General features: G+C 47.9%; 23 protein-coding genes and 2 tRNA genes. 1 reads left to right on the top strand and 24 read right to left on the bottom strand.

What is annotated here, in order from left to right; translation table 11 throughout:
* Position 1: 1 nt before the first annotated feature.
* The 4 genes from AAB417_02990 to AAB417_03005 form a co-directional block, all read right to left on the bottom strand.
* On the bottom strand, positions 2-1,156 hold the full coding sequence (locus tag AAB417_02990) for a hypothetical protein (protein ID MEK7630968.1): 1,155 nt from the start codon (positions 1,154-1,156) through the stop codon (positions 2-4).
* Positions 1,156-2,922, bottom strand: a complete 1,767-nt coding sequence (locus AAB417_02995) for an alanine--tRNA ligase (GenBank protein ID MEK7630969.1) — start codon at positions 2,920-2,922, stop codon at positions 1,156-1,158. The genes AAB417_02990 and AAB417_02995 overlap by 1 nt, the downstream gene beginning before the upstream one ends.
* A 15-nt stretch (positions 2,923-2,937) precedes the next feature.
* The gene (locus tag AAB417_03000) at positions 2,938-3,486 is read right to left on the bottom strand and encodes a hypothetical protein (GenBank protein ID MEK7630970.1); all 549 of its coding nucleotides are present in this window, start codon (positions 3,484-3,486) and stop codon (positions 2,938-2,940) included.
* A 63-nt stretch (positions 3,487-3,549) separates the two neighbouring features.
* Positions 3,550-5,673, bottom strand: coding sequence for a zinc-ribbon domain-containing protein (locus AAB417_03005; protein ID MEK7630971.1), 2,124 nt, complete (start codon positions 5,671-5,673; stop codon positions 3,550-3,552).
* Positions 5,674-5,755: 82 nt separating this feature from the next.
* Between AAB417_03005 and AAB417_03010 the strand changes: the two genes are divergently transcribed.
* Positions 5,756-7,081, top strand: coding sequence for an RNA polymerase sigma factor RpoD/SigA (locus AAB417_03010; protein MEK7630972.1), 1,326 nt, complete (start codon positions 5,756-5,758; stop codon positions 7,079-7,081).
* 45 nt (positions 7,082-7,126) lie between these two features.
* Here AAB417_03010 and mnmA read toward each other — a convergent pair whose 3' ends face one another.
* From mnmA to AAB417_03110, 20 genes are all read right to left on the bottom strand, one after another.
* Entirely contained in the window at positions 7,127-8,161 is a 1,035-nt protein-coding gene (gene mnmA / locus AAB417_03015) for a tRNA 2-thiouridine(34) synthase MnmA (protein MEK7630973.1), read from the bottom strand.
* 26 nt (positions 8,162-8,187) lie between these two features.
* Entirely contained in the window at positions 8,188-9,129 is a 942-nt protein-coding gene (mltG, locus tag AAB417_03020) for an endolytic transglycosylase MltG (protein ID MEK7630974.1), read from the bottom strand.
* A complete protein-coding gene (locus AAB417_03025; GenBank protein ID MEK7630975.1) occupies positions 9,126-10,472 on the bottom strand; it encodes a phosphoribosylglycinamide synthetase C domain-containing protein in 1,347 nt (448 codons plus the stop codon). Before AAB417_03025 ends, mltG begins: the two co-directional genes overlap by 4 nt.
* Positions 10,473-10,526: 54 nt before the next feature.
* Complete coding sequence (locus AAB417_03030) at positions 10,527-11,126, bottom strand: class I SAM-dependent methyltransferase (GenBank protein ID MEK7630976.1); 600 nt, start codon at positions 11,124-11,126, stop codon at positions 10,527-10,529.
* Between the two features lie 12 nt (positions 11,127-11,138).
* Entirely contained in the window at positions 11,139-12,929 is a 1,791-nt protein-coding gene (locus AAB417_03035) for a hypothetical protein (protein MEK7630977.1), read from the bottom strand.
* Positions 12,926-13,660, bottom strand: a complete 735-nt coding sequence (locus AAB417_03040) for an SET domain-containing protein (GenBank protein ID MEK7630978.1) — start codon at positions 13,658-13,660, stop codon at positions 12,926-12,928. The genes AAB417_03035 and AAB417_03040 overlap by 4 nt, the downstream gene beginning before the upstream one ends.
* Before the next feature lie 29 nt (positions 13,661-13,689).
* Positions 13,690-13,950 (bottom strand): thioredoxin family protein, encoded by a 261-nt coding sequence (locus AAB417_03045; protein ID MEK7630979.1) that lies wholly within the window; start codon positions 13,948-13,950, stop codon positions 13,690-13,692.
* A 4-nt stretch (positions 13,951-13,954) separates the two neighbouring features.
* A complete protein-coding gene (locus tag AAB417_03050; GenBank protein MEK7630980.1) occupies positions 13,955-14,332 on the bottom strand; it encodes a cupredoxin domain-containing protein in 378 nt (125 codons plus the stop codon).
* A 1-nt stretch (position 14,333) separates the two neighbouring features.
* Positions 14,334-15,944: a hypothetical protein gene (locus AAB417_03055; GenBank protein MEK7630981.1), complete on the bottom strand. Its 1,611-nt coding sequence runs from the start codon at positions 15,942-15,944 to the stop codon at positions 14,334-14,336.
* 229 nt (positions 15,945-16,173) lie between these two features.
* Positions 16,174-17,334 carry a hypothetical protein gene (locus tag AAB417_03060; GenBank protein MEK7630982.1) on the bottom strand — a complete coding sequence of 387 codons (1,161 nt, stop codon included), beginning with the start codon at positions 17,332-17,334 and terminating at the stop codon, positions 16,174-16,176.
* Positions 17,331-18,557, bottom strand: coding sequence for a hypothetical protein (locus AAB417_03065; GenBank protein MEK7630983.1), 1,227 nt, complete (start codon positions 18,555-18,557; stop codon positions 17,331-17,333). Before AAB417_03065 ends, AAB417_03060 begins: the two co-directional genes overlap by 4 nt.
* Before the next feature lie 12 nt (positions 18,558-18,569).
* Entirely contained in the window at positions 18,570-19,508 is a 939-nt protein-coding gene (locus AAB417_03070; protein MEK7630984.1) for an SIS domain-containing protein, read from the bottom strand.
* Positions 19,509-19,558: 50 nt separating this feature from the next.
* Positions 19,559-20,056 carry a hypothetical protein gene (locus AAB417_03075; protein MEK7630985.1) on the bottom strand — a complete coding sequence of 166 codons (498 nt, stop codon included), beginning with the start codon at positions 20,054-20,056 and terminating at the stop codon, positions 19,559-19,561.
* A 71-nt stretch (positions 20,057-20,127) separates the two neighbouring features.
* Entirely contained in the window at positions 20,128-20,574 is a 447-nt protein-coding gene (locus tag AAB417_03080) for a DoxX family membrane protein (GenBank protein ID MEK7630986.1), read from the bottom strand.
* Positions 20,575-20,583: 9 nt separating this feature from the next.
* Positions 20,584-20,967 (bottom strand): hypothetical protein, encoded by a 384-nt coding sequence (locus tag AAB417_03085; protein MEK7630987.1) that lies wholly within the window; start codon positions 20,965-20,967, stop codon positions 20,584-20,586.
* Between the two features lies 1 nt (position 20,968).
* Positions 20,969-22,096 (bottom strand): YncE family protein, encoded by a 1,128-nt coding sequence (locus AAB417_03090; protein ID MEK7630988.1) that lies wholly within the window; start codon positions 22,094-22,096, stop codon positions 20,969-20,971.
* A gap of 61 nt (positions 22,097-22,157) precedes the next feature.
* Positions 22,158-22,244, bottom strand: a tRNA-Ser gene (locus tag AAB417_03095).
* Between the two features lie 114 nt (positions 22,245-22,358).
* Positions 22,359-22,832, bottom strand: coding sequence for a hypothetical protein (locus AAB417_03100; protein ID MEK7630989.1), 474 nt, complete (start codon positions 22,830-22,832; stop codon positions 22,359-22,361).
* Positions 22,833-22,861: 29 nt separating this feature from the next.
* Positions 22,862-23,581 (bottom strand): ferric reductase-like transmembrane domain-containing protein, encoded by a 720-nt coding sequence (locus AAB417_03105; GenBank protein ID MEK7630990.1) that lies wholly within the window; start codon positions 23,579-23,581, stop codon positions 22,862-22,864.
* A gap of 2 nt (positions 23,582-23,583) precedes the next feature.
* Positions 23,584-23,654 (bottom strand) — tRNA-Trp (locus AAB417_03110).
* Positions 23,655-23,732: the final 78 nt, after the last annotated feature.

The following is a 23,732-nucleotide window of genomic DNA, read 5'->3' on the forward strand; positions in this document are numbered from 1 at the left end:
CTCATTTAGTATAATAGCGTGTACTCGCGATAAGCGACATGAGACCAAAATCTCCGGGACCGTCGAATGCGCCAAAGGTACCAAATTTGTCTTGAAACGCTTCGGGTTGTATGACCGAGACATGAAGTCCACGCGCGAGATCGGGATGCAAGAGCGGTGGAGCAACGGCATTTTTCATATCACTCACAAGCGCACCGCCACCCAAAAAAAGCATTTTGACATCGCTCATGATGTCTCTAGAGGCGCGCTGCCAAATGCGTTCAAAAACTTCTTCCCATGATTTCATCTCTTTTTTTATAGTAGCACGAAGCTTTGCCGATGCATCTGCGGTTAGTGTATTGCCTGTGTATGCTTTGAGAAGCGTGAGCGCATTGTCCAGATCAACCCGCTGTGATTCTGAAATGCGCAACAAAATATTGAGTACTCCAAAAGGAAGCGACACAATCTCGGTGATAACGCCATCTACTAAAAAAGTAACTTCGGTGAGCTCGCCTCCGATATCAACAATGATCACTGAGTGTTCGGGCGCAAGTGCCTCTTGCATCAAGAGCCAAGTAGTAATAGGAAAAGTTGAAAATCTGATATGAGCGTCAGGACGCGAGCTTTTGATGACCGAGGTAAAGGTGTCATAGAGTTCGCGTGAGGTACCCGCAAAATGAATCCATGACTCGATTTCTTCAGCGCTTTTACCAGTCGGCTGATCTACCCGATACCCATTGAGCAGTGAACGCATCAATACTTCTTCGATGATAACCACATCGCCATGGCCGATATCAGCCAAAAATTTTTGCTGACCCTGATTGATAAAGCTTGCCGTATCTGCCTGTGTGACCACGCGCGGCTTGGGACGCTTTTCATAGACCCGTTCTGTTTTGCCAAGATAAAAGATAGATGAGAGCCCGACCACATAGATCTCAGGCATAATACCTTTGAGCTCGGTACCTGCATCTTTGAGAATGGCGGAAAATTGGCCCACGGTTGATTTACTAAAGTGCGAGGCGTCGCGCTTGAGCGAAGCCGTATAAAACTTACGAAAAATCTTAAGTACATGAGGACGCGGATCATCACCGCGAAGCTCAAAGAGCGCGGCACTCACTGATGCCGTGCCAATATCAAAAGCAAGACCAACCTTCTTTTGCGATTTGTGGAAAAACATTATGGCTCTATTGTAGCACGAATGCGACGAACGCCCGATGAAGACGCTTCTTCTTTTAGTATACGCAACTTTCCGATTTCGCGCGTGTGGGTAACATGTGGCCCGCCACAAAACTCGCGCGAAAAGACCTCGGACTCGTCGGAAGTACCAAATGTGTAGACATTGACCTCAGCAGGATACTTTTCTTTGAAAAAATAGAGAGCGCCGGTTTTGACTGCCTCATCAAACGGCAAAAGCTTTTTAGTGACACTATAATCTTTCTCGATAGCGCCATTGATAAGATCTTCTACCGCCTTGAGCTCATCGGGAGTCACTTTACGGCCAAATGCAAAGTCAAAGCGCGTGCGTTCTACCGTGATATCGGAACCCATCTGATGTACCTCGGTACCGAGTACTTTGCGGAGCGAAGCCTGAAGTAAGTGTGTAGCTGAGTGAAGACGAGTCACTTTTTGGAGCTCGGTAGCGTCTTTTGCTTTGAGCTCGCCTGTATCGAGTATCAAGCCGTGGCCGCCAAATTTTTTCTCAGCACCTTGGCGAGATTTTTCTTGGTGTTTTTTAAATTCTTCGTCAAATGCCTCGCGTTTGAGTACCGAGGCGCGCTCACCGCCAAGCTCTTTAATGATCTCGTAGGGCAACCCGAATGTCTCATACAAACGAAATGCTGACTGCGCATCAAGCGTTTGTATTTTTTCAAGCTCGCCAAGGCCTTTTTTAAGCGTACGCATAAAACGCTCGCGCTCGACCGTCACCTCGACGCGCACCGTGTCAGCTTTAGTGCCAAGATCTTTGTAGGTCTCGCCGTATTCATGCACAATATCGTGCACCAGTGCATCGACAATATGTACGGGCATTTTATAAAGCTCTTCGTAGGCAAACACCCGGCGCAACAGACGACGCAAAACATATCCCGCCTCTTTATTTGAAGGGCGCACACCGTCAGCGATCAAAAAAGCACTGCCACGGATATGATCAACGATCACTCGGCGCACACGCTCATCAAACGCGTTTGGGACAAGCTCTAAAAATGGTGCAAATAGATCCGTCTCAAATAAATTGCGCTTTTTCTGCGCGATCATCACTAGGCGCTCGAGACCCATACCAGTATCAACGCCGGGAGTTTTGAGTGGTTCGAGCGCCTTGCCGGAAGTTTGAGCTAAAAGCTCTTCGCGTGAACCTGCGTAGAAAAACTGGTTAAACACGAGGTTCCATACCTCCACATCTTTACCACTAGCATTGGTACAGTAAATCTCTGTTGTAGGGCCACACGGGCCTGAGGTGCCTGTAGGGCCCCAAAATACATCGTTAATACCCTCTTCACGAATATCTTTAATACCGAGTGCTTGCCACGCCGCACGAGACTCTTCGTCTTTGGGTACGCCGTGAGAACCTTCGAAGATTGTGACATACGAAATCTCAAGACCAAGCTCGCGGGTTATAAATTCATAAGCAAACTTGATAGCACCTTCTTTGAGATACCCGCCAAATGAAAAGTTCCCGAGCATTTCAAAAAATGTCAGGTGTGTATCATCGCCCACCTCGTCGATGTCAGAGGTACGAAAACATTTTTGTGATGATGCGGTATTGAGTGATTTGAAGTCACGCATAGCGTCTGCCGCACCGGTATAATAGGGCTTGAACTGCTGCATGCCCGCGGTTGTCAGCAATACCGACGGGTCGTCGGGCAACAGCGAGCTTGATGGCACCACCGTGTGGCCATTTTTTGCAAAAAAATGGAGAAATTTCTGCCGTATTTCCGAGCCTTTCATAATGGGCAGTATAGCTTATTTGATTGATTTGATAAACTCTTCGAGATGCTCGCCAACGAGTATCGCGTCAGCGCCCTTTTGGATATCAGTAAGTGCATGAATATTACTCGCCTGACAAAGCCAGCCGTCACGCAATGCGCGCGCGTCGGCAAACGATTCTTTTTTAAGCTCTCCCGTCGCAAGATCGCGACTATTCCAAAGTACGCGATATTCTTGCGGTATTTTTTTGAGCGCATCCATATCTAATGGCTCAACAATAATTTTTTCAGAATATATGCTTGGTGTACGCCCCACCACCAGCACAAAGTCGGCTCCTAAAAGAGCTGCGCGGCGCACATCATCATCAGTCGCATGAATACCTTTGGCAAGTATCGGTTTTTGGGTAAGTTTGCGCGCCTTTGCCAGTAGCTCAAACGAGCCTCCCCAGCGCGGATCGGTATGAATCGAAAGCCAATCGCCGTGCGTATTGGCAATATCAAAAAGCTCCTCCCACGATTTTTGTGCCCGATACCCAAACGGTGACTGTGTTTTCACCTCGGCAATAAAAAGAGTGGAACCTATCATGTCTCTATTCTAGTATAAAAAAGACCCCGCATCGTCTGAACGACTTTGCGGGGCTGTTAGGTTTCATTCTTTCATCACTGTCGCATTACGAGAGGATATCCGTTTTTTAACGGCGCATCGAGGGCAATGACTTCCTTGTATACGATGGCTGCCCGACACCTGCCATTCATGATGACATGTCCCGCATATCCACCAGTACTTTGCATAACTACCAGCGACTACTTCAGTAGCGGGGAGTGCATTACGAGTCGAGTATTCTTTGGAAAGTTTTGGGTATGTAACTGCAAGATTGTTGGTTGTGGTTACAATTCGGTGGGTACACGAGGGACAACCAACACCTCGTGAACGACTAGCCCCTACAGCTTGCCATTCATGCATACACATTTGGCAAATCCACCAGAGTTTTTTGCTTGTACTGGCAATGACTTGAGTGGCAGGGATCAAGTTTCGCGAGGAGTATTCTTTGACAAGTTCTGGGTTTGTAATAGTCAAGTTATTGAGGTGAGTTACTCGTTGGCGCGCACAAGAGGGACAGCCCTTACCTGCAACGCGGTCGGCTCCTCTCGTTTCCCACTCATAAGTGCACGATGCACATCTCCACCAAAGTTTTTTATTTGTCCCCGCAGTCACCGCTGTTACAGGAAGAATATTACGGATTGAATATTCCTTAGCAAGCTCTGAATGTGTGATCGCGAGATTATTTTTTTCTGTTACAACCTTGTTGGCACAAGAGGGGCACCCGCGACCCTGCATCCGTCTTGATCCCTGCGATTGCCATTCGTAGCTACATATGGAACATATCCATAGATACTTCATAGCCGATCCTGCAACAGCACGATCGGCGGGAATGGGATTACATGACGAGTATTTCTTTAGAAGATACTCCACTTCTGACACACGAGCTGGTCGGACCCGGTCCATCAGCCTCAAGAGAGGAACAATCGTCTCCGTGAAGTTCACGGAATTGACGTTGAGCATCATCGGCGAAGAGGTTGCTTGGTTCAAATCACCCCCTCCCCTACGCTGCAACGCCGCATCTTCAATTTGCCGCCACAACGTATGGACCATCTTGATCCGTTCGCAGTTAGCGACAAAGTCGAGGGCAATGACCTTGTCTTTGCCATCACTCTTGCGAAGCCCACGGCCAAGCTGCTGAAGAAAAATAGTGTTCGAGGTTGTAGAGCGCAGGAAGACAACCATGTTTGCCTGTGGGATGTCGATGCCCTCATTGAAAGCGTTGACCGTCAGCACGGTACTGATGATACCTTGCCGGAACATTTCGAGTTTTACCGCACGCTCCCTGTCGGGGACCTTCGAGTGAATCGCGAAACTGTCCGGTATGAACTTGGCAAGGTGCTCACAATGTCGGATTGAATTGCAAAAAATCATTGTACGAGGATTCTGAAATCCCGCAGTGTGTCGCGCAATGATCTTTGCAATCTCCCCATCACGTCGTGGAATAAAAACCTTGCGGTTAAGCTCCGCGAGTGAGACCCGACTCCCGTCTTCTGCCTTGAGTTCTTCAGATAGTACTATTTCATCCGTCAGTAACCGGTAGTCAACGGGGGTCACGAGTCCTCGTACTATCGCTTCTTCGAGCGGAAGGTAATACACTTCGTGCCCGAAGAGTTCGCGGATATCGAGCTGGTCGAGCCGATTGGGGGTTGCAGTGGCACCGAGAAGAAATTGCGGCCTAAAGTACTCGACTGTCGAGCGATAGGTGTCCGCTTGAGAGTGATGGCTTTCATCAACTACAATATAGGCAAACTCTGTTGGATCAAACAGTTCTCTCGAGCGCTCCATGGTCTGGAATGAAGCAAAGAGAAAGTCAACATGATGTAGATGCTTTTCCTCGCCATGAAAGTAGCCATAGGTTCGTTCGGGACCATTGACGGCATGAAAAGTGGTCTTTGCTTGGTAGAGGATGTCATTGTTGTGACAAAGAAAGAGTACGCGACCCCCTCCCTGCCGTTCCCGGAATGCTTTTGCGTCAAAAGCCATGGTCACTGTCTTGCCAAGGCCACTTGCCATAACCACAAGGGCTCTTGTAAGACCAGTAGCCCGTACGCTCTCTAATACATTGAGGCACTTGAGCTGGTAGGAATAGGGCTTATACATCCGTCGTATCTCCTTTCTGTCTTTTGCGACAGTAATTTTTCGAGGATCGTCTATGCGCAAGCAAAACATATTGACAATGTATTGTCAATGCTCTAGAGTCCTTACTGGGAGTTCTTATTTTTGTCCAACCTTAAAAAGGGAGGGAGATGTCATGGAAGAAACAATAGAGGGTATCAACCAAACGCTCCCTGCCGATCTTCGGTCACGGGGGCTCAAACTGGTAGGCATCGAGCTGCTGCAAGCAGCATTTTTGCGTGGTAAAATCTCGACTCATGAGATTGCACAGCTCATTCCAAAGGAAACCGAACGCGACCGCGAACGCCTTACCGAAACTATCAGCTGGCTTGGCCAGCTCCTTCGGTCAAATGGAGTACAGCTAGTCACTGATAAAGACGCGCCCGCGTACCATGATCAATATCCGACTCGAAAAAAAGAGCCTAAAAAGTTCCGCAAAGTTCAAGATGGTACGGAACTCCCTGGTACTTATAAGGGGTTGCCAATCGCACCGGAACACCTTAATGAAGAATCCAGTCTGGACGAGTATTATGATGTTCTCGGTCAATACTACTCCGAAATGCGTCGCTATCCTTTGCTCTCTTTCGAAGAGGAGCGGGAACTTGGTAGGCGCATTTTTGAGGAAAGCGATCTTGATGCACGCAATGGGCTTGTTGAGCACAACCTGCGGCTCGTCAGATGGGTTGCCTCTCGCTACATGTGGAGTAACTTGTCGCTTGAGGATCTCATTCAAGAAGGCAACGCTGGTCTTATCATTGCAGCGGGAAAGTTCGACTATCGCCGCGGACGCTTCACCACCTACGCGGTATGGTGGATCCGACAATCAATTTCCCGTGCGATCCAAGATCAGTCGAGAACCATACGCCTCCCTATTCATATTCAAGAGCTGGATCATCAGATCCGCGAAGTCTCACAGCGGATCGCCGAAGAAATGGGTCGTATCCCAACCGCGGAAGAGATCTCATGTGCTGCCGAGCTACCGGTGGACAAAGTCAGTCGAGCGCTCATCAGAATGCGCATCGAAACAATCTCGCTTGATGATGTAATCAATATGGATGGTCATCGCGGTAAGAACGAGGATAACGAACCAACATTGGGTGAAAGCCTTCCCGACGAGCAAATCCTGAACCACGAGCTCTACATCGAGGCATCCGAAGAACTCGAAACTGCCCGTAAAAAGATCAATGAGACTCTCCGACAAATTACTGATAAGTTGTCACTCTCAGAACGCGATGTCAGGCTCTTCAACATTTTCTATGGCTTTGACGGTTCCGGAGGACATCGCACCCTAGAAGCCTCTGGGCAACATTTCGGAATCACCCGTGAGCGTGTCCGTCAAATCATCAACGCAATCTGGCAGAAAGTTGATGATCAAGGCGGTGACATGGATCACAATCACTTGCTTGAGGAACTTGACCGAATCGATGAACTGGAAAAAATCGTTGTGCCAGCGACGATCTAACACTAGGGGTTGCCTACAAGGCAACCCCTTTTCTTTTTATATTTATCAATTTATAACCCCGCCACCTAAAAGCTCACCTTTGCTATAAAAAACAACTGACTGGCCGGGGGCAATTGCCCGCTGTGGACTATCAAAAATAACACGCCCGTCTTCGACGAGGCATCGCGCCAAAGGCGCTCGATAACGAATGCGGGCTTCGCATTCAAACGGAAAAACTGCCGGCGCCTTGAGCCAATTGGCGCCCTGATACATAATCTCTTTTTTGTAGAGCGCGGGATCGGTATCACTTTGCGCAACGGTAAGCGTACCCGTAGCGGCGTCTTTTGCGGCCACGTAGTACGGCTCGCCCGATCCGCCAGGGGTGCCAATACCGTGACGCTGACCGATTGTAAAAAGCTCCAAGCCATCATGCTCGCCTATTTTTTTGCCGTCAGCCGTACGAATCTCACCTCGGGTGGTCTCGATATGCTCGCGCAAAAAATCAGCGATACTCCCTTTACCTACAAAGCAAATGCCCTGCGAATCTTTTTTAGACGCGGTGGGCAAATTGTATTTCTCGGCGATTTTGCGTACTTCGGGCTTGGTATATTCGCCTACCGGAAAGAGTGAGTGCGTGACAATCTCTGGTGTGAGCGCCCACAAAAAATATGTTTGATCTTTATTGGTATCTTTTGCTACCAAAAGTCTATCGCCATCACGGCGAATGTAGTGACCAGTCGCGATGTAGTCAGCGCCTTGTTCGCGCGCCCAGTCATAGAACAATCCGAACTTGATCTCGCGATTGCACATCACATCAGGATTTGGCGTGCGACCAGCTTTGTATTCGGCAATAAGATACGCTACTACTTTTTCATAATATTTGCGTGAGAAATCTAAAACACGAAACGGAATATCTAACATACCCGCGACACGCGCGGCATCTTGGCGGTCTTCTTTCCAGGTACACTCAAAATGCGGGTTTTGCCAACCCTGCATAAAAACACCATGTACATCATAACCCTGTTCTTTGAGGAGGGCTGCTGCTACCGAAGAATCAACGCCGCCCGACATGCCTACAAAGATCTTTTTCTTTTTCTCCATAGCGCGCGTACTATACCACGGAATCGCTATTTGAGATAGAGAGCTTTGTTTTTCTTATGCTCATCGAATGTGCGAGCGTAATGGGTTGTGCCGTCACTCCCTGACAAGTAAAAAAAGTATGGAGATTCTACCGGATGAATTGCTGCCTTGATAGATTCGATGCCGGGATTTGAGATGGGTGTGGGCGGCAACCCTTTGTGCTCATAGGTATTGTAAGGCGATGCGTTCTCGAGATCTTTTTTATCGAGTTCATGGCTTGCTTTACCGGTCACATAAAAAAGCGTCGCATCAACCTGCAATGGCATACCTTCACGCATGCGCTTCCACAAAATGCCTGCTACGAGCACCTTATCACGCGGCGTACGCACCTCCCGCTCGATGATCGATGCCATAGTAATGATGTCTTGCTGCGAATGGCCATTCGCCCTGATATCCGCTTCAAATGGTTTTATTTTTTCCTGAAATTCTTTGTACATCACGTCAACAATCTCTTCTGCTGACGCGGACTCAAAGAACCGATACGTATCGGGGAACAAAAAACCTTCGCGCGCCATGGCGATCACTTCAAAGCGTAATCCTGCCGGCATACCAGCCGACGAAAGAGTAGACGCGATATCACGCACCGTTGACCCTTCGGTGACGAGGACAGCACGCTCACTTTTTTGCGCAAGCAAATTCTCAAGTACCGTAAATGTGGAATTTGCTCCAATAAATTCAAATGATCCCGCGCCCAAACGGTTTTGTCTGCCTGATACATACGCTGCCCACACAAAAAAGATACGCGAACGAATAACGCCCGCTCCTTTGAGGCGCGCGCCGATCTGCTCGGCGTTCATACCACGCTCAATACGAACGACGGGTTGACTTGGTGTTGGCGGAAATATTACTCCAAAACCCCATCCTATAACCAAAAAAAGCGCCAAGAGCACCCCTCCTACAATCTGCGTGATGCGCAATTTCGTCATCATAAAATACCCCAAGTTTGTAGCTGGTCAGATTCGTGATACCACTTGACCCCAATATCGGTGCGATAAAACATATTTTGAAGACGCACATTTTTGATACGCTTGTATGCAAGCTGGCGAGCTTCCTCTACCGTGTTGCTCGCAGCCGTCACCACCAACGCATAACCTGAATCGCCCGCCAAGTGCCAGTCACCGTCAACCAGCTTTACATCACCAAGACGCACACCTTCGAGGTTCGGCTTTTTGAAAAGTATCGAAATGTCCTTATAGATAGCTGCTTCGCGCTTGTCATCATAGGGAAACGGCGGTACTGCGATGATCACACCTATCTGAAAGCCTTTTTTGGTTTTAATGTCATAGGGTTCGCCCTTCGCCATCATGTACAGAAATTCGCCCATGGGACTCATGATACCCTCCATCTGGATACTGATAGTAGGATAACCAAAGCGACAGGTAAACTCAAGGGGATAAATGCCACGCGCGTTTGCAATACAATTGATATCAATATAACCACAATAGCCACTCTCTTTGAGCTTGTCGCGCATCTTCTCAAGTGTGACGCGAAACGCGTTGTTCGGCGCAGACCAAAACATCAGGGTGCCCATCTCACCGGTATACGGACCAATATCGCCGGGAAAAAGTTTTTTGTGTTCAAAATTTACATTGATGGGATAGAGAAAGTCGTTGCCATTGAAAAATGCTCCCACTGCAATTTCCACGCCCTCGGCAACTTTTTGAAGCTGAAAACGCTTGATACGCTTGCCCCATGTTTTTTTATTGTGTTCGAGGACTTCGATGATATCTTTACCATCTTCTTCGTGACCAATAAACAAAATACCTTTCTGATCAGACGGCACGCTGCCTGATGGCTTGAAGACATATCTGCCAGGATTTTGTTTGATATGCTCAATAGCTGCGTCAAATTCAGTAAAATCCCAGTGGGGCAAAATGTTCATACCTACTGATTTCATCTCGTTTTGACCGAATTCGCGATCTTCTTCGAGCATGTCAGTATAGATACTGCCGCCAACGACATATTTACCTTCCTTACGCAAGGAATCTGCTATTTTGCCAAAGCCGGTGTCATCACAAATAATAACATCCGCCCAATCTTTATGAGCTTTCCAATCATCCACTTTCTCGAGAAATCCATCATAGACATCACGATCATCTTGACGATCAATATAACATTTGACTTCATTGCCTTCTTTGGCAACCTGCCATGCTAAATCTCCCGACAAACTTTCCCACGAGATAAAAAGGAATTTTCTGGAAATTTTTTCAGCAGCACCGTTACTGTTTCCATTTCCGTTGCCATTCCCATTCCCATTCGTTTTGGCATCCATTACATTTTTATTGTAGAAGGTACGAAAAAAATGTAAAGCATTTTTGGTGCGTAATTATTTTTTTATGCGAAAAATTAATATATCGCTACCTGATCCCGCGTTGAACTTGCCTACGAATCGCGCGCCCGCATCTCTAAATATCTTTTGATACTCTTTTTGTGTAAACGCAGTGATGCGCAATGAATCTGGGTTGAGTTTTTGAGATCCTTGAAACGAGTGCTTATATGGATTGGCAAAGAAAATATAATCTCGTGACGCGCGTACGAGTATACGCGCCGCTTTTTTGTTTTCTTCCAGCGTTAAATACTCAAAAACATCAAAACAGATAATAGCGTCGTACGCACGAGGAGCAATTGGTACGTCAAGAAGGCTTCCTTTAGTGATATATTTTTTGACTGATGGCAACGCGCGAGTAAGCGCGTAGTGAGAAAACTCAATCCCCTCGACCGCAATCTTGTGAGATCTATGCAACTCGTCCATCAAATATCCTTCAGCGCATCCGACATCGAGTATCTGTGGTTTTTTACTGTTTTTGATATACGAAAAAATTTTGCGCGCCGTGGGGCGCGTCCAGCTCAAAACATCCTCTTTATATGAATCGTAACTACCCGAAGAAAAATACTTGCGGTCAAACTGTTTTGCGGGCTGAGCCATTTCAAATCTGTACTATCCGCGACGAGCAAGGTGCTCACCAAGATCTTTAAGCATCAGCGCATCGCTAGGTGTGTCAAGACGGGCCGCGATATTTTTTGCTTCTTTGAGATCTGACTCGGCGCTTGCGTACATCTGCAGTAACTCGCGTCCTAATGGCATCATATATGCCCCCCAATCTTCGCGAAGTTTAAACTCATCAATAGAGACGGCATCGCCGGTCTTTATAAAAACATTCTTTTCCGCAAGAACACCGAGACGCGCTGACGCTCCTAACCAATATGGATAATCCTCACCGTCGGGATTCCCGTCATAGTAATTAACCAAATCATCACCCAGCATGGCGAGGTTCATGGCTTCTTGAGCTTGATCGCCAAAACGCTGCCGGGCTTCTTTTTGCATGACTTTGGTAAAAACGATGCGCGCGAGCGTATCAGACTTTGATTCGGCAAATGTATCGTTGAGATCACCGAGGCGTTTTGCCGATTTGCTTTCGTCAGAATAAATCCTATGAACAAACTCATGAAAAAATGACAACATATTCATCAAATCACCAAACGATCGATCCTCGACCACTTCGCGGAGCTCTGCTGGTACTAACTTTTTAATTTTTTCCATCGCCGGCTTGGTATATTCACGCCATTGAGCATTTTCGATCAACAAGTTCCAGTTACGATCCTCTCCATCTTGGGCAACGCCGCGAAACTTCATATTGATACCAAGTGCTGCAAGATCGTTGCCAACGATAGCACGACTTTCCGCGATAACAGCGAGATCCTCTTTTTTAATAAGATCGGGGAACGATTTGCCCAGAGCATCGGAAAAGTCGCCACGAAGACCTTCTACGGTTGCGGAAATACCGCGCTCGCGAGCCGTTTGCCATACAATGCGTATTTCAGGATCAAAGCCAAGATTTTTTACCTCAACATCGTCACTGAGCATAGAACCGCTTTGTGGCATGAGTATCAAAGGAAATTCTGGGTGGGCTTTATAAAAATCGAGAAATAAATCGTAGGTCTCTTTTACAAGACGATCTCGATACACGGCAGAATATGCCTCGCCTTCCTTATTAAACGGACGATAAGCGCCCTGAAGCGTATCGAGGTATCCCAAAAATTCTTCTCCCGTATCTCCGAAGTCTTTGAGCCACGCTGATTCGGCAAAACGAGTCTTCATATCTTCAAGAGCGCTATTCATACGCGCGTGTTCGCGTACCGCGTCTATAGGTCGGTTCTCTCTGCCTTCACCGCCAAGCGCTCGAGCCCAGAGGCGTACATATTCCGCGTTGGATGCCGTCAATCTTGGTATCGCGTCCGCGATAATATCACGCACATCAGTATCCATACCAAAGCGCTCCAAGTCTTCAGGCGCGAGACCTTTGAGTGCCTCGCTCATCGTCGCGGCACACGCGCGCTCGGATACCAGACTAAGCCCCAAAGTAGTCTTGGTCATAGCTGCGTCTTTAAGATCAATACTCGAATAGTTGCGCCCAGTCACCGCTTCTGTAAACTTTTCTTCAGAGCCACTCCACGCCGTATCTTTTAAAACCTCAGGGATATACATAGCAGTACGGTCATACACCTCGTCTTGCACGCTTCGCACAAGTTCATTGACGGTCTCTGGGTGGTCAGCCAAAGGGATATCTTTTCTCAGTTTTCGATAATATTCACGCGCAAATTGAAAAACTGGATCCCACGCGCGTAACGATTCTTCTTCGGTCTCCCCCTCGAATACTTTTGGCCGCTCGGTGACCGCGGGAGGGTGGCCATGAGACTCGTCTGGCAAATAGGGCGCTGACTCTTTCATGAGGAAACTATAACACGCAATTCTTTGCCAACGATAGCGAGCACGGTAATACCGCGTGCTGGTATCTTGCACGGCCTGCCCTCTTGGCGAATACAAGCGCGGATAGCAGCAAGCGTTGGTTTGCCGGTTAGCTTATACGCAGGTTTGCCTCGAACGGCAAAAAGCTGATAAATCTCATGATCATTGATATTTTTTGGATACGAAGCGAGTGGTTCAAGTTTTTTACCAACTTCAAAAATGTATCTCCCGTAGCGGCCTTTTTGCTTGGCGAGTGCGGCGCGCTCAAAAGCAAAAAAGGCGTTGAGTTCTGGGTCTGAACAGTGAAGTGACCCCCTGCATGACGGAAACCCGCACATACAAATATGCCTACACGGATTACATTCTTCGTCGGGCTGACCAATAGTGTATGAGACGGCGAGCTCCTCGCCTCGAAAAATCTTACGACGGGCAAAATATACCGTATGATCGCCCAATGGATACATACCGCAATTTGGCTCGCACGAGTGATTGATAAGATGAATACCACTTTCTGTTGGATTGGCGAGGATTGAAAGTTGATCATTTAAGAGCATGGCGTAGAGCCCCTGTTCTTCTTCGTGAACATCTTCGTTAGGGACAATCATACCGAGATAGTCGCCAATGATAGTACCGGCGGGAATATCACGCGTAGCAAAAACACCCTTGCCCTTATCAGGCAGCGTACGAACTTCAAAGTCTTTAATCAAAAGCATACGGAGATCAGTACGGTCGTATCTATAACCTAACCTTTGAGCTCTTTGATTTTAGCGATGAGCTTGTTCTTATCAAGTCCCCCTACCGCAAACAATTCACCGTTGACGATGATGCCGGGTGACGACATGATGCCATACTCTCCCACAAGCTTTTGCCCTTCGGGCGTGAGCACATCAATATATTGGATATCGACATCAGGAAATTGTGGGCGAATCTCACCCTCAAAGATTTTTTTGGCGGCCGCGCAATGCGTACAGCCCGGAGATGTTACCTCTACAATCTTGATCATATATTTATTCTACCACAATGGTCCCCCCTATTTCAGGGAAAAGATGATCATGATATTTCCATTCACCTTGCTTCTTGAAGACAAACGACCATGATTCCCCTGGGCGTACTGATTTTTTGGGATCAAACTCACTATAAATCTCATGGGTAGGATGAATATTGGACGCGGGCCAATATGCTTCTTTTGAATCTTTATTGATAAATGTCACGCGCTCACCCACGGGGACGCGTAAATTTTTAGGCGTATAGATTTTATCTTTCATAACAATTTCGGTACCGCCACCGATCGATATACTACTGCCTGCCGGCCAGTAAACAACAGCGCCGAATACCGCAAGACCTACCGCGATCGCCACTATCATAATTTTTGTATTTTGATCCATATTATTCTTGAAGTACCAGCATACCGCCCGAAACCTCATAAGCTACGCGCGTACCATTGGGCACCATGGAGATAAAAATACCACCCGGATAGCGCGCCCGCAATACATATTCGTGCTTATCCCAAATATTTTTATTCATAAAAAGAGTAAAGGGTGCCTGCAGCTGCTCATAGGGAAGCGTATCGGGCGAGATAAGCCCTGAATGCTGGTCATCGCGTACAAAAGTCTTGAGCCACCCTTGCCACTGGCTCTCGACACCCCAAGTGTAATACGGATTTTGAGAATCTGCTGCGAGATAAAAAGCGTATCCGGGCATTTTTGCTCGAGCTTCGGTATATCGCGCAGTAGCACCGAGCGCATCACCATCACGCAAACCCTTCGTCACAAAATCAGAAAAAATAGAAAGGTTCCAAACAACAATACTGATAGTACCGACTATGACGAGTGCACTGGAAAGCGGTAAAGAAAACCGCGTAAACTTTTTTATAATACTATTTGCAATACTGCCTAGTGCGTAGAGTGCCTCGACCGCAAGAAAAGCGACAAATGGTAAGGTGGAGAGTAAACGATTGTAGTGTGGATTTTTATTGAAAAAGAAACTAAGCACGAGCCATAAAACGATAAAGGATCCAGCTAAAAACAAATGGAACTCCATCTGCTCACCCCTGCGCGCCCAGCGCATCAAAACTGCGATAAGTCCTATCCAAATTAAAATACCAGTGAGTGGATCGACAAATCCGTGTCCGTAGTTTGGATACACATAATTATGATCGTGGAGATTGTTGTTAAACATCGTGAGGCCTTGCATCGTGTTGATCCGTAGGCCGTCGGCGATACTCGCTGCACCCACCCATGCTTGTTGCTCCAATTGAGCTTGTTGAGAAAATAGAAATTTGTTACTGACATCGGTCAGTTCAGTCTCTTGGGTAGCGAGTAGAGAGAGAACGAGTGGAGAGACAACAAGAAAGGCGCCCAAGATAGTAATAGCAATCGCCGAACATATATCAAGCCAGTGGTATTTCTTTTCGAGAAAGATACCGAGACCGACAAGAAACATCATCCAGAGCGGGATAATAATACGTGCTGGCAAATATACATAAAATGAAAATCCCGCTGCCAGGGCGCCTATAAAGAGTAAAAACCAATTTTTGCGCATGAGGCCGAACCCCAAGAATGTGAAGGCGACAACCTCAACACAGAGCGCTGAATTGTCACGCATTGCCATCCTGCTGACCGCCATAAGCGCGTGATTAAACCCTACGATGATGGCGCCCGAAAACGGTAGAAGATACGCCATGGCGGAACGTGAAGCATCGATCGAAAGAGCAGCGAGTCGTAGAAGAAAATAGCTAAAAACAATGATAACAAGCGCGAAAGAGGCGTGCACGACGCGCGAGTGATAGAGATCGATCCCACCCAGACTATCAGCAAGTCCTCCGAAAACAGTAAAAATCAGCGCTGGATAGCGAAAGTAGTTTGTAATCCCAAAAGGATTATATGCGGGATCATGTGTCGACTCTTTGACAAAATGCATGATCGTCGGCTCGTCCGTGTTGAGTTGAAATGGAATATAGTAAAGCGCTGAAAAATAGACGGGAATAAAAACAAGCAACAATGCAAAAATGGCGTATACGTCATAGCGCGTTAGCCCTAACTGCCAACTAGTTTTTTTGTTTGTCAGAAACAAAAAGGTCCCCGCCCCTAAAACAAGCGACGCTATCCACCACATCAACGTGCCTGAGTGATATCCGCTCTCATTATAACTAGAGAGTGCTTGCGTATTGGCGAGTATAGCTCCCACCAATACTACGAGAGCTAATGCAAACCGGTTGCGTATCAGACTAACGAGCATAGGCCATGCACTGCTCACGATATGCCGGTTCGGCTTTTTGACAAAAAGTGCCTATCGCCTCTTTCGATCCGAGCACTTCCGGCGCGCGACCCAAAATAACATTATAACAAGCATCTTTCTCCCCTTTGTCACTCAACAGCTTACAAAAACCGAGCGCGATGTCTTGCCCTGATGGATCCCAAAATGTATCTTGCGCCGCACCAATCAGACAGCCGATGCGCATATCACCCTTGGGTGCATGACTGCATTGTGCGATGGCTGACGCAGCACTCCCACGATGCACACCGCCTACATCGCGCCCCATACTCTCAAAGCACGATCGCTGATATGTTTGGGGCGCCTTACTGCATGCGTCAGCTATCTTTTTAAAATCACCCATGAACAGTTGCATCATGCGGCTCGTCTGCAAAAAGTAACAAGATGATTTGTATTGTTCGCCGAGATTTGGATCATTGCATGGGTACAGCGGATCATCACTTAAAAACTTCGATGTATGTCCCTCGATAGCACCGAGCCCGCCTACGATATTTTCCATAAACACGCCTGTCCAGCATGACGATTGACCGCGGTCAAGAAGATCGCAATTTTTTACCGCGTCGAGAACCTCGTAGTTTGACCATGCCAACAAACCGTGCCCGATACCGTGCAAACACTGATGACTGAAAAACGAATTGAGTTCTGACGAACAGATAGTCTGCAAGTCTTTTTGAAGATTCGCAGTACCATGATCGCGAAAATATGCCTCGGTCGCACCGTGATAACAGCCCGAATGGCACTCAGAGCTACATTCTTTAAATGCTTTAGCATCTAAAAGATCGTACGAAAAACGCCCCGCCTCGTGCGCTGTCTGATGACAATCGCCAAACTTTGCTGAAAGCTCATGGAGGTGCGTTATAGTGCGCTTGGGACCAAATTTTTTCACATACGAATAGAGCGCGGCGTCATCATTCCATATAGCTTCGTCCGCCTCCGCAATAGCTTCGTTGTATGTGTACTCAACTTTTTTCTTTGAAACAGGTACATTGATATCACTCGAAGCCCCTTTCCAGTAGGTGGCGGCAAAATATCCGACAATTGCCGCAGTCACAATAAAAAATGCTGCGCGCCACCTCTGATCTCCCGACGATGTATTTTTTTCTTTTTTACTCATTGGTGTATTCCTGCGCCATTCAAGCATATTTGTTGGTATGCCGGTGGGGCCGTATTCAAACAAATAGTACGAATAATGTCTTGATCGGTCGTTTGCTGTGTTAGGTTGCGCCCAAACACACGCCAGCAGTCATCGGCAAGATCAGCGGGTGCGCGTTTGCAAAACGCGCCCGCACGCGCGCCTTTGAGCTCATCGAAGTTCACGATATTATCAACGGCACCAATCATGCATTCACGACGCAGCTGTATGGGGAACATCTTGCAAATTGCCCAGCTGGCATCTTCAAAACTTTTTGCGCCAGCATTCGAGAGGAGCGCTGGTTGCCACGATGGATTGGTCACCATCAGACCGATACTCTGCGCACACGCGCTTTGATTTGCCTCGGGCGCTTTGAGGCATGCCGCTGACGCCTTGGCAGTATCATTTGAGAAGAAGCGCATGAGCCAACCTGCATGATTGATAAAACATTCGTGGCGATATTTTTCTTCAACTTTATTACATGGAGCGAGTGGATCGGTCTCTGAAAACACATTAGATTTTGACTCACCTTTCATGCCGGCGTTTACATTTTCCATAAACGCACCTTGCCAACAACCATCTTGCGCGGTTGCGTCCACCAGCGTGTCGCACTCTCTGACTGATTCAAAAATATCGTTGGCACGAGCCATCATCACACCGTGACCTACACCATGATAGCAATAAAAACGAGACTTGGGTGGCTTGGACCCGTCGATAGATTCACAGATAAGTGTCGCGGCATCTTTGGTGGTATCCGTATGACCGAGGACGTACTCAAAAAAACCGTGTTGGCAACCATAGTTAAAGCTCGTACCACACAGATCAAACGCCTGCGGATTCACACCAAACATCTCTGCGGTCTTGCGACCAATACGGTGCGCAAGCTGGTGATCGTCGAGTGAACGCGTAATTTTACCCGTCTCCTGATAACGCGCGAGCAATAAGAGCGCGGGCTCGGGCCCATATTCCTGCGTAATATCAGAAAAATAATCATCAAAGCAATTAAGATCGATGCAATCAGTGTCTTTGGCATGCATCAAATCATCGAGCGATCCGTAAGATTTTGGCTGGGTAAAATCGCGCGAGAGTTTATGATCTTTTTCTGATGACGATTGTGAGGAATAGGAAAAAATCAAAAAAGCCCCGCCTACCAGCAACAAAAGTAGAACGACCCTCCCCTGCCATGACTCAAAAAAGCTTTGCATAATATGTCGCTTCTATAACATTTTCTTAAAAGCCTCTACTGCAGGCACCGCGTCAGGATCGTGATTCATAAGTATGGCCGTATGATATCCAGTCCAATCACCAAGGGTGAGCGCGCTTTGCGTGATAGCAACGCGTGAAGTGCCTTCGAGTGTCACGACCTCTACCGGCCACCCTTTGCTCAATAATATTTTTTCGAGCACTTCCATGCGACGCGCGACGCGCGGATGGTCTTCGGCGTCTCGCAAAATAACAAACGCAAATGCGTTACCGGCAAATACATTATCAAAAGCGTTTATTTCATTGTGATTTTGCTCGGGAATAGTATTGGCAAACGCGGGTATTTTTGCTGTTTCATTGAAAACAATTTTCCAATTGTATCCGATCGCGCGATTGCGCTCTGATGTATAGATGATCGGTACCTTGCCGTGTACACGGGATGCAAGGCGTTTGCCCGCTTCCTCAATACTTCTCGGATCCCATTTTTTTGCAAACGCAGTAAGCTCTGCGGCCTCGCGATCACGCCCCATGAGTGCCAAGAGTGCCTGTATGCTATATCCTCGCGCAGCGCGGGGTTGGATGTTTGTCGCGGGTATTCGCACCAGAGGCGTCTCTTCAGCTTCAGCCAAACGCGCAAGCTCGCCACCAGTAGCAACCGCCGCTGCTGGCAACTTTTCTTTTCGCGCTATGCGAAACGCGTCGATCACCTCTTCGGTATTTCCCGAATACGAGCTCGCGATGACAAGCGCGCCTTGTGTATTAAATGGCAAGCCATAGTCACGATGCGCGACTACCTTTATCTCGGGCCAAATAGCTGGTATGAGATCTGCCGCAAGCGCGGAACCGCCCATGCCCGCCACGATCGTATAGTGAAGCTTAGAAAAATCAGCGGGTCGCTCGATCTCTGGCTTCCACAAAAGCTGTTCAGCTGCATTTGCTATGGCATCATACATTAGTTGCAGTATACCCTGTACATCCAGTATTTGAAAAGAAAAAAGCGCCGTCAGGCTTCTGTATACTCGCGGTATACGAGAACCTGCAACGGCGCGATAGTGATGAGTGTACCACCCTCAACGGGGTGAAATGAGATTATCGGTGGACCCACAATCCGCACGACAATCGGCGTATAGCTGGGCAAGGCATGCCCAACGAAGAGCGCGACGACAGTTTTCTGTTCGAGATCCTCTCGAAACAGATCCTCGACTCCGTGCCATTGGTGCTGGTAGATAGCGCCCGGCAGCGACAGATCGGTGTCGCGCTCCTGGCACATGATCGCCGTATGGTCTTCGTCATTGCCGTAGTGATAGCGCACCTTGGTGGTAACGAACTTTGTCGAGTGCGTGCCGAGCACATCAGTGAGCACACGAGTCAGCATGGCCGAGAGCGCTTCGTGCTCGGTCGGCGTAAGCTGATCTACCGCAAGGATGAGTGGTTTGGGATCGGCACGGGCGATGCCGGCAGACACGCACAAGAAGAGCGCTACCATAATGATGCGATGCATCTTCGAACCTCCTTGGTTGAGTGATGAACTCCTAAGGTCAGGCTACTCCAGCGTCAATATGAAGTCAAAAATTATCCAAACCATTTGATCTTGTGAACACTATCAAGCCCCCACACACGCCCCGCACGAACTGCGGCAAAAAAGACAAGCACGAGCGCATAGATAATATGATCGTCTACAATATAGGAATATTCGCCCACCATCGGAAACGATAGGATGGGAAAATAGTAGAGCAACATCAGTACCGCGCCAAGTATCGAGCTCAAGCGCACGCCAAGCCCTACAATGAGCGAGATACCGAGTAGCGTCAGGCCCCACGCGTTGATGAAATTGACTACAGGCAAGGCGGATGAATTTAAAATCCATTCGTAAAATCCGCCAAAGGTTTTAGCGTCCTTCAGATAAAAAGCCGCCGACCAATCAGGATTCATGACCTTAGTGATACCCGCGTAGAACATCAACCAACCGAGCGATACTCGCGTCAGGGTCAGTGTGAGCTTTGAAAAAAGTGTATCCATAGTGTTTTATTATTTACCTTGTAAAAACGCTCCGCGCACCGACTTGATGCTAAAATAAAGCGCGAAGAAAAAAATGACCGCAAGCCCCTGCGTGATCCAAAAGAGTGGTTCGGTTTGTGTCTCGTAGCCCGTCACCGCATGATATTCAAAAACAGTCGCGGCTATCAGAGAGATACCGAGATCAAGTTTCATAACCCATGCTTGGCGTGGATTGGTCAGACCGGCGGCAACATCGATGATGACGATGGCAAGTACCATTATAAAACTTGGCACCGACAAAATGTATTTGTAAAACGGCAATGTAAGCACCATGATCACGCCTCCTGCGATAAAGAGCTGTCGCACCACATCGCCATAGTAATGCCCCGCGTATTTGTTAAATCCGTTGGCCATATTAGGGTGTACCTCCTAGCTTCTTTGACCAGATGCTGATACCGTTTGGTTCTTTTCCTGCGGGGATTCTGCCTACTTCGGCATCGGTCGCCGTATCAATGATGCTGACATCGTCACTCTTGAGGTTGGTGATATATACAAACCTGCTGTCTTTAGAAACTACTACGCCATGTGGCGCATCGCCTGTTTTAATTTCTTTTACTATTTGCCCTGTTGATACATCAATTTTATAGACAATATTATTTTGCGGCTGGCCAAAGTAATATCCTTGATCAGCAAGATATACAAAGCGTGAGTCGGGCGTTGGGTACATCTGGATTGGCCCTTTAGCACTCGGGGGAAGATCCACCATCACTGTTAATTTGGTGTCGGGGCGATACATGGCGAGCTGTTTACTATCGTAGAGTGAGACGAACACCGTCTTGCCGTCAGGTGTCACGCCTACTTGCACTGCCTGACCGGACAAAGCTACTTGCGTCAAAGTATTGGTCGCAAGATCAAGCATACCAAGCGCCTTGCCTGTCAAAAGTGCTATATAGAGCGTCTGGCCGTCCGGAGAAATGCGCATGCCGTGTGGCTGGCTTGCGGAGGGTGCAGGGATTTTCTTTTCTATCTCGTAGGTCTTGGCGTTTATCTTGTAGATAATGCCAACTTTTTGTGCTGTTGCATACGCGTATGATCCATCAGCGGTAATAACTACATGCGCGCCCTGTACACCCTTGTCGAGCGGGATGCGTTTGAGGATACGATCGGTGAGCGGATTGATGACAATAACTTCATCAGGATTAGAACCTTCCCCGGCTTCGCCGTGGGCAAGAGCTGCAGGTATCATGCCGCCACTATGACCCTCGTGCTTGCCACTGTTTGCAGTCACCCAAACACTTTTGCCATTGGGTGCAACTTGTATGTTGTGCGGGAAAAATTTGACCGTACCGCCATCATGCTCGATCGTCAGATCGATAGATTTTATGACAGATTTTTTTGCGGGATTGATGACGACAATCTTGCCATCGCCTTCTGCCGCTACATATATTTTTTCAGCGGGGGCAAAAATGCCCTGCTCGCGCAGCACAACAAACCCAATAATCAAAACGACCACGATGCCGATGATAACGAGTGGATTTTTCATATTTTTAGTATACTACACCTGCAAAAAGAAAACCCACAAAGCTGTGGGTTTTGTTTTAATGCGGAGAGGGTGAGATTCGAACTCACGATACGGTTGCCCGTATTCCGGTTTTCAAGACCGGTGCTTTCAACCACTCAGCCACCTCTCCTTGTTTGGTTGTGAATGCTAGCGTATCAAATTTTTTGATTTTCGTCCAAAAAGTATTTGAGGCGCCTTCGGTGAATCCGAAGGCGCCTCATGTGTTGTGCTGCGTGATGCAGCGTCAGTGTCGCGTGACCTCGTAGGTCTTGCGGCGGGTTAGGAACTCTCGATCGCCCGGCAACTCGCCGAGCAGGCGGAGACGCCGGCCGGCACCTCCGGTCACGGTGCCCATAATCTCGCGCTGGCCATGACGGAAGCTGGTCGTAGCACCGCGTGGGAAGGCCGCACATGCCGGCATGGGCTCACCGCGCATACGCGTGGAACGCCCGTCAATCATGTCGAGTGCGATGTTGCGGCGAGGATCCTCGCCACGCTTGCCGTCACCGTCGGGATCGTGATCGGTGTTGGACTGGTGATCGCCAAGGTCCGGCTCGTCGAGCTCCTCACGCGCGATGTGACAAGCGATCGCCAAAGCGATCATGATGCCGATGACGGCGACTGCGAGACCGATGATGTCCATCTTGCTCACCTTCCTGTCTCCTGTCTTGTTGAGGCTTGGCATATATATGCCAAACTCGTTGTACGCTGAAAACAAAGTACTACACTATATAGTATTTGTCAATGCTACCCCCAAATCACATACGCAAGCGCAAGCGTACTAACGATAATCACAAAACCTACAAGCGTGCCGAATGATCGAAATCGTTTTTTGCTCACTACTTTGAAAAACCAAAAAACCTGACCAAATAAAGCGGCTGCAGTAAGGCCAATCAAAAGATACCCTGCAAGATTATTAAGTATATCTTCTGGCGCCATCAATAGAAAATGAAAAATAGCAGATACATACGCAATATATACAAACCTGTGGAGTGTCTTCCACACCTTAGGTGTCAGCTTTTGCATCGCCCAATCGGTCGAGGTTATCGCCATCAAAAATAAAATAACATACGCAATAGATCCAAAAATAATGGGGTTTACGAGTGGATTGAGTGAAAAATAAACAAGCGCGAGATCGTAGTTAAAATACAGCTTCATCGCCACCTGCACATGTAAAAAAATCAGCACAAATCCACTCACTCCCAAATACCGACGATATCGCCAATACTGTGCGAGGCGTGGTACCCAACGAAAAAGCGCGCTTGAGAAAAGTGCGGCGCTGATAAGTGTCGCTCCCGCAAATGAAAAACTACGAACGAGAGACTCGACTATTTGTCCTGCTGATGCCCAATAGTATTGAAACAAAAACTGGGCAAGCCAAAAGAAGAAAACGCCGAGAGAAAAAAGTGCGAGCGTGCGTCGCTGCTTTTTCTTTATTGCGCGCTGCATCTCTATGATATCTGTCATTGCGGGAGTGCTAGGATTCGAACCTAGATAGCTGGTTTTGGAGACCAGAGTCCTGCCATTGGACGACACTCCCAAATTTGTATTGCCCCCACTCGACACCAAGTATAGAGGGAACACCTCTCTATGAAAAGTCCCGCGCCGCGATGAACGC

Source organism: Patescibacteria group bacterium (assembly GCA_038064855.1).
In the GTDB taxonomy this organism is placed as follows: domain Bacteria; phylum Patescibacteriota; class Minisyncoccia; order Ryanbacterales; family GWA2-47-10b; genus SICQ01.